Origin of the sequence: Labilibaculum sp. K2S (genome assembly GCF_030372765.1) — a bacterium.
Taxonomy (GTDB): domain Bacteria; phylum Bacteroidota; class Bacteroidia; order Bacteroidales; family Marinifilaceae; genus Labilibaculum.
On record NZ_JAUCMW010000010.1, the window covers coordinates 24,610 to 40,267 of the forward strand.

Genomic DNA, 15,658 nt, shown 5'->3' on the forward strand with positions numbered 1-15,658 from the left:
TTATGAACTACTAAAGTAAAAAAAAACTTGATTGAAGATGATTATTCTCTATCAAGTTCCACTGAAAACTTTTTCCCATCTTCTGCCAGTGCTGAATTTGGGAAAATATCTTTTGCTTCTTTTAGATGTTCTTTCAAATCCTCGAAGCGAGCAGAAAAATGACCAATTAGTAATTTTTTCACATTAGCTTCTTCAGCGATTTTCGCTGCCTGCTCTGCAGTTGAATGATAGGTTTTCTTTGCCCGCTTTTCTTCTGACTTTAAAAATGTTGCTTCATGATACAATAAATCAACACCTTCAATTATTGGTGCAATTTTTGGCAAATATGCTGTATCTGTACAAAAAGCATAACTTCTTACTTTAGGAGGGGCTTTTGTTAATTTTTTATTCGAAATCACCTCTCCATTTTCACGAATAAAATCTGCCCCTTGCTTAATCGCATGCCTGTTTTTAACTGGAACATTGTAAAAAGTGAGCATATCCGATTGTAAAGTTCGAAGTCTCTCCTTTTCTTTAAACAAAAATCCGGCACATGGCATTGCACCGTGTTTTAAAGGAAAGGACTGTACAATTACAGAATCATCCTCAAACAAGGTTTGAATTTCTGTTCCAAAAATGGTATGATAAAAAATCTGATAATCCAGCTTCGTCTCCAACAATTCCAACTGAAATTGAATGAATCTTTCCAATTTACTATGCCCGTAAATATGCAGATCCGATTTTCGTCCCTGAAGCGAGAAAGTAGACAGCAACCCAATCAATCCAAAAATATGATCGCCATGCATGTGCGAAATTAGAATGTGGTTGATTCGGCTCATAGGAACCCTGAACCGCTTCATTTGAATTTGCGTTCCCTCTCCGCAGTCTATTAAAAAGAACCGCTCAAGTACATTGAGCACTTGAGCGGTTGGGAATCTTTTGGTAGTTGGTAAAGCAGAGTTACTGCCTAAGATTGTTACTTCAAATTTCACTAACTATTTGTTTAATTCAATTTGACCTTTCATCGTTGAAACAGCATCGTTCATATTATAAGAAATATTCAGAACTGAATCCAACTGAGAAATTGAAACTAATCGTTCAACAGCAGGCTGCAAGCCATGAAGCACAAATGTTCCATTGGCATTTTTACACAACCTATTGGCTACAAGTATTGCACTAAGACCAGACGAATCACAATATGTACAAGGAGTTAAATCCAAAAGGATACTTTTCTCACCATTTCCAGAAATTAAAACCAATTCTGATTTTAAAGCAGGAGCAATGTGAGTATCCAACTTGTCTTTCAATACCTGTACAAGGGTATAACCATCTTTCTTGTCAATCTTGAAATCCATAATTACTTAATTTTTAATTATTTCTCGCCAACTTCGTCGCTTTCCATTTGCGATTTCAAAGCAGCAAGTTCTGATATATCACCTAAGGTAGTCTTTTCTAGTGAATCTTTCACTTTTTTAACTCCTTTTTTAGCGATTTTTGCTACTTCTTTTTTCTTCGCAGTCTCGTCAGCTTTCTTCTCATCTTCGAAAGTTCTTGAGTGAGAAAGAATGATTCTTTTCGCTGCTTTTGAGAATTCAATAACTTTAAAAGTTAATTTTTCTTCAACTTTAGCTTGAGAGCCATCTTCTTTCACAAGATGACGTGGAGTTGCAAATCCTTCTACTCCGTAAGGAAGAGCAATTACAGCACCTTTTTCGAAAATATCAACGATAGTTCCTTCGTGAACTGAGTCAGTTGTAAAGATTGTTTCGAATACATCCCATGGATTTTCTTCCAATTGTTTGTGTCCTAAACTCAATCTTCTGTTATCCTTATCGATTTCAAGAACAACAACCTCAATTTCAGCACCAATAGTAGTAAATTCAGCTGGATGCTTCACTTTCTTAGTCCAGGAAAGATCAGAAATATGAATTAATCCATCAACACCTTCTTCGATTTCAACAAATACACCAAAATTAGTGAAGTTGCGAACTTTAGCAGTGTGCTTAGAGTTAACAGCATATTTAGCCTCAATTCCTTCCCAAGGATCTTGCTTCAATTGCTTGATACCAAGAGACATTTTCCTCTCGTCCCGATCCAATGTTAAAATTTGAGCTTCTACCTCATCTCCAACTTTCATGAAATCCTGAGCAGATCTCAAATGTTGTGACCAAGACATCTCTGATACGTGAATTAATCCTTCAACACCAGTAGCGATCTCAACGAATGCACCATAATCAGCCATAACAACAACTTTTCCTTTCAAGTTATCGCCAACTTTCATTTCTGCATCCAAAGCATCCCATGGATGAGGAGTTAATTGTTTCAGACCAAGAGCAATACGTTTTTTATCATCATCAAAATCAAGGATAACAACGTTCAATTTCTGATCTAATTCAACAATCTCGCTTGGGTGAGTTACTCTACCCCATGACAGGTCAGTAATATGGATCAAACCATCTACTCCACCTAAGTCAATAAACACACCGTAAGAAGTGATGTTTTTAACAGTTCCTTCAAGAACCTGACCTTTTTCAAGCTTAGCGATAATTTCTTTCTTCTGTTGTTCCAATTCAGCTTCAATAAGAGCTTTGTGAGATACAACAACATTTTTGAATTCGTGGTTGATTTTCACAACTTTGAATTCCATAGTTTTTCCAACGAATACATCGTAGTCGCGGATAGGCTTAACATCAATCTGAGATCCTGGCAAGAAAGCCTCAATTCCAAATACGTCAACGATCATACCACCTTTAGTACGACATTTGATGTAACCTTTAATAATTTCGTCTTTTTCAAGAGCCGCGTTAACACGATCCCATGAACGTAATGCACGAGCTTTTTTGTGTGAAAGAACTAACTGTCCTTTTTTGTCTTCTTGATTCTCAACATAAACTTCAACTGTATCACCAATTGTTAATTCAGTATTATATCTGAATTCGTTTAAGCTGATAATACCGTCAGATTTGTAACCAATATTGATTACAACTTCTCTTTTGTTCATTGAAATAACGGTACCATCAATTACTTCTTTTTCAGAAATTGTAGATAAAGTCTTATCATACATTGCTTCTAAATCTGTTCTGTTTTCACCCGAGAATCCTTCTTCACTTGTGAATGCATCCCAATCAAATTCTGCATCTGGAGCAGAACTGTCTACTTTTTTGTTTTCTTCAATCATTTGTTAAATTACTTTTTACTAATAAATTAGACATTATATATAAAATTCGGTGCAAAAGTATACAATTATTCTGAGTAATAAATAAGTTACAGCTGTTTTTTTCAGGAAATCCATTAAAAAAATCACCATTTATTAAGCTCTTCAACCACAAATGACAAAAAACTATTTATATTTTAAATAAACTCGTTTAACTTTGTACTCTTTATAATACGCTGGTCAATAATAAGAGAAAAACTTGCTTGACAAACACAAATTAAACAATAAGAAAATGAATATTGAAAAAGAATTACATAGCAGAAGCGGTTCCCTTTGCGAGTTGTGCGGTGCGACAGAAGATTTAAAAGCATACGAAATATCTCCAACAAATGGAACTGCTGATAAAAGCATATTAGTTTGTGCAATCTGCCATTCTCAAATTGAAAATCCGGAACAAGTAGATGCCAACCATTGGCGTTGTTTAAACGATAGCATGTGGAGTACAGTGCCTGCTGTTCAGGTAATGGCTTGGCGCATGCTAAACCGATTGCGTCCAGAAGGATGGCCACAAGATTTACTGGATATGCTTTATCTGGATGAGGAAACTTTAGAATGGGCTAAAGCAACCGGCGAAGGTGATAATGACGAAGATGCAGTAAAACACATCGATAGCAACGGAGCTCAATTGCAGGCTGGTGATACAGTTACTCTAATTAAAGATTTAAATGTAAAAGGTGGTGGTTTTACAGCCAAACGTGGAACTGCTGTTCGTAATATTTCTCTGGTAGCAGATAACGCAGAACATATTGAAGGTCGTGTAGAAGGACAGCAGATTGTCATCTTAACTAAATACGTAAAGAAATCGAACTAGATCAACACTAATAAGTTGAATATTTACTAACGTAGGGATGCTGTTAATTGGCATCCCTACTCTTTTTCACAACAATTCTTTTTAGTGATGTAAGATGTCCCAAAGCGCTAAAATCAGCCATCAAAATCATTTTATTAGTGAATTAATTTCACTTAATTTACATCATAATTTACACCATCCAAATAAAACTCTAAAACGAACGAAATGAACATTACTATTGTTGGTACCGGTTATGTAGGTTTAGTTTCCGGAACTTGCTTTGCAGAAACAGGAATTACTGTCACATGCGTTGATGTAGATCAGACTAAAATAGACAATTTAAATAAAGGTATTATCCCAATTTACGAACCTGGTTTAGAGCCAATGGTAAAACGTAATATGGAAAAAGGCCGATTGTTTTTTTCGAATAGTTTAAAAGATAGTATCTCTGATGCTGATGCCATTTTTATTGCTGTTGGGACACCTCCAGACGAAGATGGAAGTGCAGATCTTCAATACGTAATTGGTGTGGCTAGGGAAATTGGACAATACATTGACCACTACCTTGTAGTCGTTACTAAAAGCACCGTACCAATTGGAACTGCCGAAAAAGTTAAGGCTGCACTTAAAAAAGAGCTAACCAACCGAAATGTTGAAATTCAATTTGACGTTGCTTCGAATCCGGAATTTTTAAAAGAAGGAGCTGCAATTGACGATTTCCTAAAACCGGACAGAGTGGTAATTGGAACTGAATCGGAAAGAGCTCAGGCAGTAATGACCAAACTCTACAAGCCATTTTTAATGAATAATCATCCGGTAATTTTTATGGATATTCCTTCTGCTGAAATGACAAAATATGCTGCAAACTCGATGTTGGCAACAAAAATTTCTTTCATGAACGACATCGCCAATCTTTGCGAGATTGTAGGTGCCGATATTAATAACGTTCGTCGCGGCATAGGATCAGATAGCCGTATTGGGAATAAATTTATCTATCCCGGTACAGGATATGGCGGATCTTGTTTTCCAAAAGACGTTCAGGCACTTATTAAGACAGCAGAACAAAGGGGACATCCTCTGGAAATATTAAAATCTGTTGAATTGGTAAACAACCGCCAAAAAAGTGTGCTGTACAAAAAAATGATGGCACATTTTGATGGAAATTTAAAAGGCAAAAAAATTGCTCTTTGGGGGTTATCATTCAAACCAAACACCGATGATATGAGAGAAGCTCCATCATTGGTTATCATTAACAAACTTTTAAGTGAAGGAGCAGAAGTAATTGCTTATGATCCTGTTGCCACAAAAGAATGCCATCGAAAAATTGGCGATACCATTAGCTATGCCAAAGATCAATATGAAGCTTTAATTGATGCCGATGCTTTACTAATAGTTACTGAATGGTCGGAATTCAGACTTCCAAACTTTAAAGTGATGGAGAAATTGATGAAGGAAAAATTAATTTTTGACGGAAGAAATATTTATGATCTTTCTGAAATGAAAGAACTGAACTTCATCTATTATTCTATTGGAAGAGAAATCATTAAAAAAGAAGCTGTTGTGTAAATAAATCAGACCAAGGAGTTAAACTATGAAGAGAATTTTGATTACCGGAGGCGCCGGATTTATTGGTTCACATCTTTGCGAGAGATTACTTAAAGAAGGCAATGATGTGATCTGTTTGGACAACTATTTTACAGGTTCAAAAAGGAATATTGCTCATTTAATAGACAATCCGTACTTTGAGCTTGTTCGTCATGATATTACAGAACCATACTATGCCGAAGTAGATCAAATTTACAATTTGGCATGTCCTGCGTCTCCAATACACTACCAATACAACCCAATTAAGACGACAAAAACTTCGGTAATGGGTTCAATAAATTTACTTGGTCTAGCCAAAAGAATAAATGCTCAAATTCTCCAGGCGTCAACAAGTGAAGTTTATGGCGATCCTGAAATTCATCCACAAACAGAAGACTATTGGGGAAATGTAAACCCAATTGGCATTCGTTCCTGTTACGATGAAGGAAAGCGTTGTGCAGAAACCTTGTTTATGGATTATCATACACAAAACAATGTTGCAATAAAAATTGTGCGTATTTTCAACACCTACGGTCCCAACATGCACCCAAATGATGGTCGTGTTGTTTCAAATTTCATTGTTCAGGCACTAAAAGGCGAAGACATCACTCTTTTTGGTGATGGTCTGCAAACCAGAAGTTTTCAATACGTTGATGATCTTTTGGAAGGAATGATTAGAATGATGGATTCAAGAAAAGAATTTATTGGCCCGGTGAATATTGGCAATCCAAATGAATTTACAATTTTAGAATTGGCTCAAAAAGTAATTAAGCTAACCAATTCAAGCTCTAAAATCATTTATTTGCCCTTACCAAAAGATGATCCCTCACAAAGACAGCCAAACATTAGTCTTGCAAAAAAGGAATTGAATAATTGGGAGCCAAAAATTCAGTTAAATGAAGGTTTACTTCGAACTATTTCGTATTTTGATAACTTATTATCAATCAAACCAACACACTAGATGAAAGGAATCATATTGGCAGGAGGTTCGGGCACAAGACTTTATCCGATTACAAAAAGCATTTCGAAACAAATTATTCCGGTTTACGACAAACCAATGATATACTACCCTCTTTCCGTTTTGATGCTTGCAGGAATAAAGGAAATTCTAATTATTTCTACTCCAAAAGATTTACCTCTTTACAAAGATCTTTTTGGAAATGGGAACCAGTTCGGTCTTGACCTTTCGTATGCAGAACAACCATCTCCAGACGGATTAGCTCAAGCATTTATTATTGGGGAAGAATTTATTGGAAACAGTCCTGTCTGTATGATTTTGGGTGACAATCTTTACTACGGATATGAATTTGGCAAGCAACTTACAGCTTCAGCAAAACTAACCGAAGGAGCACTGGTTTTTGGATATCATGTGAAAGATCCGGAAAGATATGGCGTTGCAGATTTTGATGAGAATGGCAAAGTGAAAAGTTTGGAAGAAAAACCGGAGAAACCAAAATCAAATTACGCAGTAACCGGCTTGTATTTTTACGACAACACTGTTGTTGAAAAGGCGAAATCATTAAAGCCATCGAAACGGGGAGAACTCGAAATAACCGATCTAAACCTCATTTATTTAAAAGAAAACAATCTTAAGCTTCAGGTTTTGGGACGTGGAATTGCCTGGCTGGACACGGGAACTCATGACAGCATGCTTCAGGCCTCCAATTACATTGCTACAATTGAACAAAGACAAGGATTAAAAGTTGCCTGTTTGGAAGAGATTGCTTACCGAAACGGATTCATAAACAAAGAACAACTAATTGAATTAGCTCAACCATTACTCAAAAATCAATATGGAGAATATTTGATGATGGTAGCCAATGAAAACATTAATAAGCAGTGCAGCTAATCATGGAAATTATCAAAACCAAAATTCCCGATTTATTAATAATCAAGCCAAGAGTATTTGAAGACGAACGAGGATATTTTTTCGAGAGCTACAATGAAGAAATTTTCCGTAATAAAGATCTTGATCTTTCCTTTGTTCAGGATAATGAATCCAAATCAGGATATGGAGTAATAAGAGGGCTTCATTATCAGTTAGCTCCCTACTCTCAAACCAAATTGGTGCGTGTAATAGAAGGTAAAGTGTTTGATGTTGCTGTTGATTTAAGAAAAGATTCTCCAACTTTCGGGCAATGGAGTGGCATTGAATTGTCTGCGGATAATAAAATTCAATTTTTAATTCCGAAGGGATTTGCACACGGATTCTCTGTCTTAAGCGAATCTGCAACCTTTATTTACAAATGCGATAATTTTTATAATCCCGAAGCAGAAAGAGGAATTAACTTCAACGATCCATTCTTAAATATAAATTGGAGAATAGAGCCCGACAAAGCCATCATATCCCCAAAGGATAAAGTATATCCAAATTTCAAAGAAGCTGAAAAGAATTTTAAATACAGCAAATGAGCATGACAAACATCCTAATTACAGGCTCTAAAGGGCAGTTGGGCTCCGAAATAAAAGAGTTATCGGTTCAATTTAACAATCTTCAATTTTTCTTTACTGATATTGAGGAACTGGACATCTGTTCTTTGGATGCAATAAGCAATTACCTCAAGGATAAACAAATTTCCTACATCGTAAATTGCGCCGCTTATACTAACGTTGATCAGGCAGAAGAAAATGAAGATACCGCCAGATTGATAAATGCGGATGCGGTAAAAAACCTAGCTACCGCAGCCTCTCAAAACAATATTACATTGGTTCATATTTCTACCGACTATGTATTCTCCGGTGACAATTCCGTTCCTTATTCTGAGGATCAAAAGGCAAAACCAATAGGAGTTTACGGCAGAACCAAATTTGAAGGGGAAGAAAATGTTCGAAACATTTGCCAAAAGTACATCATTATACGCACTTCGTGGCTATATTCTCCCTTTGGCAGGAATTTTCTAAAAACCATGCTTCGCTTAGGTAAAGAAAAAGATTCATTAGGTGTTGTTGGCGATCAAATAGGAACACCAACCTATGCACATGATTTAGCTTCTGCAATCATTCGAATCATTGATAGCATCAATAAGAATAGTCATTTTAATAATTTTGGAACCTACCATTACTCTAATGAAGGCGTTTGCAGCTGGTACGATTTTGCCACAGAAATACAAAACACATCAAAAAATAAATGTAAAATTAACAGTATAGAAAGCATTGATTTTCAATATATTGCACAAAGGCCATATTACAGCGTTTTGAATAAATCGAAAATTAAACATATTTTTACTCTTGAAATACCGCACTGGAGAAGCAGAATTGGGCATTGTATTAAAAGAATTACGGAATAGTTAACCAATAGAAATTGTATCGAAAATGAACAAAAATGAGATTTTTGAAATAGTAAATGAAAAAGCCAAAGCCTGGCTTGAGGGGAATTACGATCAGGAAACTAAAAATGCTGTAAAATCATTATTAGAGAAAGAAGATAAAACTGATTTAATAGATTCATTTTATAAAGATCTTGAATTTGGAACCGGAGGACTGCGAGGTAAAATGGGGCCGGGAACAAACCGAATGAATATTTATACCGTTGGAACCGCCACTCAAGGGTTAGCAAACTATATTAACAAAGTATTTGCCGGACAAGATAATCTTTCTGTTTGCATTGGATATGATTGTCGTAACAACAGCAAATTATACTCAGATACTGTTGCTAATATTTTCTCCGCAAATGGTATTAAAGCATACATTTTTGAAGATTTAAGACCAACTCCTGAGATGTCTTTTGCTATTCGTCATTTGGGCTGTCAATCGGGTGTGATTATTACCGCCTCACACAATCCTAAAGAATACAATGGATATAAGGCATATTGGGAAGACGGTTCTCAGTTGGTTATTCCTCACGATAAAAATGTAATTGCTGAAGTTAAGGCTATAAAACTTGAAGAAATCAAATTCGAAGGTAATCCTTCACTAATAGAAGTACTTGGAGAAGATATGGACAAGCTTTATCTGGATACAGTTAAAACATTAAGTCTTTCTCCTGAGGCAATCAAAAATCAAAAGGATTTAAAAATTGTTTTTACTCCTTTGCATGGAACAACGGTAAAATTAGTTCCTGCTTCATTAAAAAATTATGGTTTTGAGAATGTCATTCATATTCCGGAACAAGATGTAGTGGATGGCAACTTCCCTACTGTTTGGTCAGCCAACCCTGAAGAACCGGAAGCTCTTAAAATGGCTGTTGATAAAGCCAAAGAAGTTAATGCTGATTTGGTAATGGCTTGTGACCCGGATGGTGACCGTTTGGGTATTGCGGCGACCAATGATAAAGGCGAGTGGGAAATCGTAAATGGAAATCAGACTGCTCTTATTTTTAATTACTACTTAATTAGAAGAAGAAAAGAACTTGGACTTTTAACTGGTAACGATTATGTGGTAAAAACCATTGTTACAACAGAACTATTCAAGGATGTAGCCGAGAAAAATAACGTACAATGTTTTGATGCTTATACCGGATTTAAATGGATTGCTGACGTGATCAGAAAGAATCCTGATAAAAACTACATTGGTGGCGGTGAGGAATCTTTTGGTTACATGCCGGGAGATTTTACCCGTGATAAAGATGCAGTATCTTCCTGCAGTATTATGGCCGAGATTGCTGCCTGGGCTAAAGAGCAAGGGAAAAACGTATTCGATATCCTTAAAGATATCTATGTAGAATATGGTTATTCGAAAGAGAAAATGATTTATATCGTTCGTGAAGGAATACAGGGAGCACAGGAAATTGAAAAATTAATGTACGACTATCGTTACAATCGCCCGAAAGAAATTAATGGATCAACTTTGATTTTGGTTAAAGATTATTCAACAAGAATAGCCACCAATCCGGTAACGGGAGAAGAGACTGCTTTAGATTTTGAGACAACAGCAGATGTTCTTCAATTTTATTTGGAAGACGGAACGAAAATTTCTGTTCGTCCGTCGGGAACCGAACCAAAAATTAAATATTATTTCGAAGTCCGTGAAAACCTTGCTTCAATTGAAGAATTTTACGCTACTGAAGATAAAGCCAATAAAAAAATTCAAGGAATTATTAGCTCTTTAGAATTAAACTGATATTTTTAGGGTAGCTTTATGCTACCCTACACTTTTTACTCATTATGAATAACAAAAGAACCATTCTATCTGTTGACGATTCTCCAATTAACAATAAATTAATTGAAGCATACTTCAGACGTGATTATACTGTCATTTCAAAAGAAGGAGGCCAACAAGCTCTTGATTGGCTAAACGATAACATTCCTGATGTTATTCTTCTTGACATTATGATGCCCGTAATGGACGGAATCGAAGTTCTTGAAAAAATCCAATTGAATGAAAGACTGAAAGAAATTCCTGTTATTATGGTTTCGGCCAAAACAGAAATGGAATCCATTAAAGCAACCTTAAGCTTAGGTGCTCAGGACTACGTTAAAAAGCCAATTGATTTTACCGAACTGCAAACCAAAGTATTAATTGCATTTCAAATCAATGAACAAAAACAAGAAATTTCCAAATACAAGTCTTACTACGATATCCATCAAGGCATGATTCATGCAGGTAGAATTCAAAGATCAATTCTTCCTGATGCGGAAAATTTCAGAAGATTATTCTCTAAATCCTTTATCATTAATCTGCCTAAACATGTTGTAAGTGGAGATTTTTACTGGATTCAGCAGAATTTCCATAAGAAGAACATTGGTTTATTTGATTGTACCGGTCACGGAGTTCCCGCGGCAATGTTAACTATCATGGGACAAATGGAGTTGCATACTCTTTCTCAAAATGGAAACGAGATTAGTGCAGAACATGTTTTCCCACTACTCAGTCAAAAATTTAGCCGGATTCTGAATACATCCAGTGACACTTATACACAATACGACGGAATGGATGGATTATTTTGCTCCATTTACCCGCAAGAAAATATATTGGAATTTGTAGGAGCAAAAAGATCACTTGTTTTAATCAGAAAGAATTCAGAACCGTTAAAATGTAATAAAGAAACTATTGAGGCAAAAGACAGTAGTAATGGATATTCTTTATTTGAAATTCAAGGTGACCGCAATTCTATTGGTAAAGAATCAGAGTTTGCCGAATTCACGATTAAAAAAATAGAAACACAGGTTGGTGACCGTATTTTCCTGTATACAGATGGTATAACTGACCAACTTGGAGGACATCAGCTTAAAACGCTTAAAAAAAAGCAATTATACGACAAATTACTGGCTATCCAATCAAAATCCATCAATCTTCAAAAATCGGATATTTTTAATTGGTTTGAGAGTTGGAAAGAAAACAATGAACAAACCGATGACATTCTAATTATTGGTCTTGAGCTTTAATTCTCATTCTCGTTAGGAAAGAATTCTTTTTTAAAATTAACCAAGAATAATTTTTCAGTAGCCCGTGTTACCGCTGTATAAAGCCAACGGTAGTACTCTGCTGTCAATAACTCATCGGTTAGATATCCTTGATCTACAAATACTGTTTTCCATTGTCCCCCTTGAGCTTTGTGACAGGTTACGGCATATGAAAATTTCACTTGCAGGGCATTAAAGAATTTATTGTCCCGAACTTTTTCATACCGCTTTTTCTTGGAACGAATATCGGCATAATCTTCGGCAATGGTAAAAAACAGCTTTTTATTTTCTTCATAACCAAGTGATGCCGTTTCAATATCCAAAGTATCCAACATGATCATGGCATCCAATTCCACATCTTTGTAATCTGGAAATCGAATGGTGACTTCAGCATAACGAAATCCATACATTTCCATATGCTTATGTATCCGAACTATTTCAACAATATCACCATTAGCAATAAAGTCCATTTCTTTAATATCCTGAGCCCAGAAATAATTATTCTTTACAACCATTAAATAGTCGCCACTGGAAATTTCTTCCTCACGATAAAGAACGGTATTTCGAATTCCCTGATTGAATTTATTCGCCCTTTTATTGGATCGACTAATTACAATCGTTTCTTCCAAACCAAACTCATTATGAGCATTGGAAATTTCTTCAATCAGTTCCGCTCCGCCAATTCGTTTTATATCCGGATAATTTTCTGTCGTTAAAACAGGGTAACCACTTTTTTCGTCGGCCAGCATTCCTCTTAAATTCGTCGCATTCATTAAAATACCGGATTCCTGATTTTGGCGAACAACCTGCGTTAAAATCATCTCCGTTACAGACAAATTGTAACACGACTCCAACTCATGAGGATCAAGAGCCGGACTTATATCCAATCCAATTGGAGGCAGCTGTGCAGTATCACCTATTAGAATCAAACGGCAATTTTTCCCTGAAAAAACATATTGCATTAAATCATCCAATAATCTGCCAGAACCAAAAACCGATGCCTCCGCAGAATAATTGGAAATCATGGAAGCCTCATCCACTAAAAAAACAGTGTTATTATTCAAATTCCGATCCAAAGCAAATATTCCGAGATCATCGGTTAATGACTTCTGCCGATAAATCTTTTTATGAATTGTATAAGCTGATTTTTTTGAATAATGAGACAGAACCTTTGCGGCCCGACCAGTTGGTGCCAGAAGAACTGAATTAATTTTCATTTTATCTAAAACAGATACCAAAGCACTCACCAAAGTCGTTTTTCCAGTACCGGCATAACCTTTTAAAAGAAAAATTCCACCTTCATCATTCTTCGTTACATAATCTGCTAAACAGTCAATTGCCCTTTGCTGATCATCGGTTGGTTCGAAGTTCAAACTATCACTAATTAGTAAGGCAACATGATTTTTTAACATTTCTGATAATTTTAATGGCTAGAAAAATAACCAAATAGATTTTTTTTTTAAATTTGCAGACAAACTTACAAACTAATAAGAATAAAAATGAAAAAAGTCTTTCAAATCTTACTTGCCATAGCTATTGTTGTTCTTGCTTTTTTAAGCTACCAAAGCATTATGAAACCGATTAAATTTGGTAAAATCAAAGATCAAAGGTACGCTAGAATTATTGAACAGTTGAAAGATATCCGTAAAGCAGAAGGTGCTTACAAAGATGTTAATGGTAAATATACCGGAAGTTTTGACACTTTAATTAGTTTTATCAAAACAGACTCTATGCCTTTGATTAAAGCTATAGGTTCTCTTACTGATGAGCAAGTTGAAGCTGGTATGACTGAAAAGGAAGCTGTTAAGAAAGGATTCATCACTCGTGATACAGTCATGATTTCGGCTCTTGATACTGTTTTTGGAAAAGAATATGCAATCGAGAATTTACGTTTTGTACCATTTACAAAAGGACAAAAACAATTTAAATTAGGTGCAACTGTATTCGTAACCGGATCTAATGTAAAAGTTCAGGTTTTTGAAGCAAAAGTTTCCAACATGGATATTTTTGATGATCTTATGGATGAATATCGTGAAGAAGTTCTTGAAGAAAATGGAAACCGTATTCGTTTAAATAAATATCCTGGTTTAATGGTTGGTTCTCTTGAAGAAGCAAACAACAACGCAGGTAACTGGGAATAAATATAAAATTATACATGAGCGACCTTGTATTTGTTGATTCATCATTTGATAAAAACAAAACAAAAGAATATACCCTATCCATCCAGGTAAGCCTGGATGGATTTTCTTTTTCTATACTCAACGAGCATAAGGGGTGCATCGCGTTGAATCAATTCATTCCTTTCAAAACAAACAGCGACAATAATCCGATAAATTCATTTATTGAAATTGTTCGAAACCACGAACTCTTAAATTTAAGTTTTAAGGATGTTTCGCTTCTTTGGATCTCAGATAAGGTATTGCTTATTCCATCGGAATTTTTCTCGGAAGACTTTGCTTATGAGGGGTTTCAATTATCTCATTGTCTTGAAAAAAATGAATGTCTGGAATGGAATGAACTTCCGGAATTAAAATCGTGGATTGTATTCTCTTTTCCTAAAAACATTAAAGAATTTGTTCAATCTCACTTTAAAAACAGTAAGCTGTATCATCATTGCTTACCCTTTTACAAAGAGGCATTGAATCAAAAAATTGCTGAGAATCACCCACAAGTTTTTTTGAACATCCAGAATTACTTTTTTCATGTAATTATACCTGATCGAAACGGGAAACATTTCATAAACACATTCTCATACAGCGCAAGTTCCGATTTAGCCTACTATATTCTCAACATCTTTAAACAACAAAAGTTAAATAACGAGAGAAGCAGGTTAATTATTGATGGACTTGTTCAGGAAGATAGCAATGCAATTATTTTACTAAAAAAATACCTAGGTCAGGTTGAGGTTAAAATACTTCCATCGGAGTTTAGAATAAAAAAAAGTATTCCACACAAGGAATACAATCAATTCATTAATCTTTTAAATTTATCCAGGTGCGAATAGTAAGTGGGACTCATAAGGGAAGAAGGATATCTCCGGATAAAAATTTTAAGGCTCGGCCAACAACCGATTTTGCCAAAGAAAGCCTTTTCAATGTATTAAATAACGTGATTGATTTTGAAGATTTAAAAGTTTTAGATCTTTTTGGTGGTACAGGTGGAATTAGTTACGAATTTGCCTCCAGGGGCGCGGAAAAGGTAATGTGTGTGGAAAAAAATCACAACCACTTCTCTTTTATTCAAAAAACCATTAAAGAATTAAAGTTTGAACAAATTCAAGTAATTAAATCGGATGTTTTTAGATTTCTCCGGAATTTTCCTCAAAAATTTGATTTGATATTTGCCGATCCTCCGTTCGCAATGAAATCTCTTGAAACAATTCCCAATTTAGTTTTCGAAAAGGAATTACTCACTGAAAATGGTCTTTTAATTATTGAACACGGTTCATCAAATGATTTTTCGGTACATCCAAATTTTACTGAAAAAAGAGTTTATGGAAGTGTAAATTTCAGCTTCTTTAAATCGATAAAAGAATCAGAATAGATCTTTGCAAAAAAAAAGCTTTTTTTTCACAAACGTAACAAGCTCAAAACCGCTATTTTACTACCTTAAAGCGGAATTCCAGACAAAAAAATTACATGCAGATATTGCAAGTAAGAAAACTTGCATTATCTTTGCATCGCAATCAAAAAAAGGTTTGGTAGTTCAGTTGGTTAGAATACATGCCTGTCACGCATGGGGTCGCGAGTT

At 35.3% G+C, this 15,658-nt stretch carries 15 protein-coding genes; 11 read left to right on the forward strand and 4 right to left on the reverse strand.

Annotated elements, in window-relative coordinates:
- Positions 1–41 precede the first annotated feature (41 nt).
- The 3 genes from QUH73_RS12445 to rpsA are packed head-to-tail and all read right to left on the reverse strand — an operon-like array spanning position 42 to position 3,157.
- Positions 42–971: a ribonuclease Z gene (locus QUH73_RS12445; protein ID WP_289530764.1), complete on the reverse strand. Its 930-nt coding sequence runs from the start codon at positions 969–971 to the stop codon at positions 42–44.
- A 3-nt stretch (positions 972–974) separates the two neighbouring features.
- Entirely contained in the window at positions 975–1,334 is a 360-nt protein-coding gene (locus tag QUH73_RS12450) for an STAS domain-containing protein (protein WP_289530765.1), read from the reverse strand.
- Between the two features lie 17 nt (positions 1,335–1,351).
- The gene (gene rpsA, locus QUH73_RS12455; RefSeq protein ID WP_289530766.1) at positions 1,352–3,157 is read right to left on the reverse strand and encodes a 30S ribosomal protein S1; all 1,806 of its coding nucleotides are present in this window, start codon (positions 3,155–3,157) and stop codon (positions 1,352–1,354) included.
- A 268-nt stretch (positions 3,158–3,425) separates the two neighbouring features.
- Here rpsA and QUH73_RS12460 point away from each other — a divergent pair, with 268 nt between their 5' ends.
- The 8 genes from QUH73_RS12460 to QUH73_RS12495 all read left to right on the forward strand — a co-directional run bounded on the left by QUH73_RS12460 (position 3,426) and on the right by QUH73_RS12495 (position 11,890).
- Entirely contained in the window at positions 3,426–4,004 is a 579-nt protein-coding gene (locus QUH73_RS12460; RefSeq protein ID WP_289530767.1) for a PhnA domain-containing protein, read from the forward strand.
- A 204-nt stretch (positions 4,005–4,208) separates the two neighbouring features.
- Positions 4,209–5,549 carry a UDP-glucose dehydrogenase family protein gene (locus QUH73_RS12465; protein ID WP_289530768.1) on the forward strand — a complete coding sequence of 447 codons (1,341 nt, stop codon included), beginning with the start codon at positions 4,209–4,211 and terminating at the stop codon, positions 5,547–5,549.
- A gap of 25 nt (positions 5,550–5,574) precedes the next feature.
- The gene (locus QUH73_RS12470) at positions 5,575–6,528 is read left to right on the forward strand and encodes a UDP-glucuronic acid decarboxylase family protein (protein WP_289530769.1); all 954 of its coding nucleotides are present in this window, start codon (positions 5,575–5,577) and stop codon (positions 6,526–6,528) included.
- The gene (gene rfbA, locus QUH73_RS12475) at positions 6,529–7,416 is read left to right on the forward strand and encodes a glucose-1-phosphate thymidylyltransferase RfbA (RefSeq protein WP_289530770.1); all 888 of its coding nucleotides are present in this window, start codon (positions 6,529–6,531) and stop codon (positions 7,414–7,416) included. It abuts the gene before it with no gap.
- Positions 7,417–7,418: 2 nt separating this feature from the next.
- Positions 7,419–7,979 carry a dTDP-4-dehydrorhamnose 3,5-epimerase gene (rfbC, locus tag QUH73_RS12480; RefSeq protein ID WP_289530771.1) on the forward strand — a complete coding sequence of 187 codons (561 nt, stop codon included), beginning with the start codon at positions 7,419–7,421 and terminating at the stop codon, positions 7,977–7,979.
- A gap of 2 nt (positions 7,980–7,981) precedes the next feature.
- Complete coding sequence (gene rfbD, locus QUH73_RS12485; protein WP_289530772.1) at positions 7,982–8,854, forward strand: dTDP-4-dehydrorhamnose reductase; 873 nt, start codon at positions 7,982–7,984, stop codon at positions 8,852–8,854.
- Positions 8,855–8,879: 25 nt separating this feature from the next.
- Positions 8,880–10,625, forward strand: a complete 1,746-nt coding sequence (locus QUH73_RS12490; RefSeq protein ID WP_289530773.1) for a phospho-sugar mutase — start codon at positions 8,880–8,882, stop codon at positions 10,623–10,625.
- Between the two features lie 44 nt (positions 10,626–10,669).
- A complete protein-coding gene (locus QUH73_RS12495) occupies positions 10,670–11,890 on the forward strand; it encodes a response regulator (protein WP_289530774.1) in 1,221 nt (406 codons plus the stop codon).
- Here the strand turns inward: QUH73_RS12495 and QUH73_RS12500 are convergent.
- A complete protein-coding gene (locus tag QUH73_RS12500; RefSeq protein WP_289530775.1) occupies positions 11,887–13,320 on the reverse strand; it encodes an ATP-dependent DNA helicase in 1,434 nt (477 codons plus the stop codon). The genes QUH73_RS12495 and QUH73_RS12500 overlap by 4 nt on opposite strands.
- Before the next feature lie 87 nt (positions 13,321–13,407).
- On the opposite strand from QUH73_RS12500, the gene QUH73_RS12505 reads away from it, so the two are divergent.
- The 3 genes from QUH73_RS12505 to rsmD are packed head-to-tail and all read left to right on the forward strand — an operon-like array spanning position 13,408 to position 15,451.
- Positions 13,408–14,049 carry a hypothetical protein gene (locus tag QUH73_RS12505; RefSeq protein ID WP_289530776.1) on the forward strand — a complete coding sequence of 214 codons (642 nt, stop codon included), beginning with the start codon at positions 13,408–13,410 and terminating at the stop codon, positions 14,047–14,049.
- A 14-nt stretch (positions 14,050–14,063) separates the two neighbouring features.
- Positions 14,064–14,912, forward strand: coding sequence for a DUF3822 family protein (locus QUH73_RS12510; protein WP_289530777.1), 849 nt, complete (start codon positions 14,064–14,066; stop codon positions 14,910–14,912).
- Positions 14,903–15,451, forward strand: coding sequence for a 16S rRNA (guanine(966)-N(2))-methyltransferase RsmD (gene rsmD / locus QUH73_RS12515; protein WP_289530778.1), 549 nt, complete (start codon positions 14,903–14,905; stop codon positions 15,449–15,451). Before QUH73_RS12510 ends, rsmD begins: the two co-directional genes overlap by 10 nt.
- The last annotated feature ends 207 nt before the right edge of the window (positions 15,452–15,658 follow it).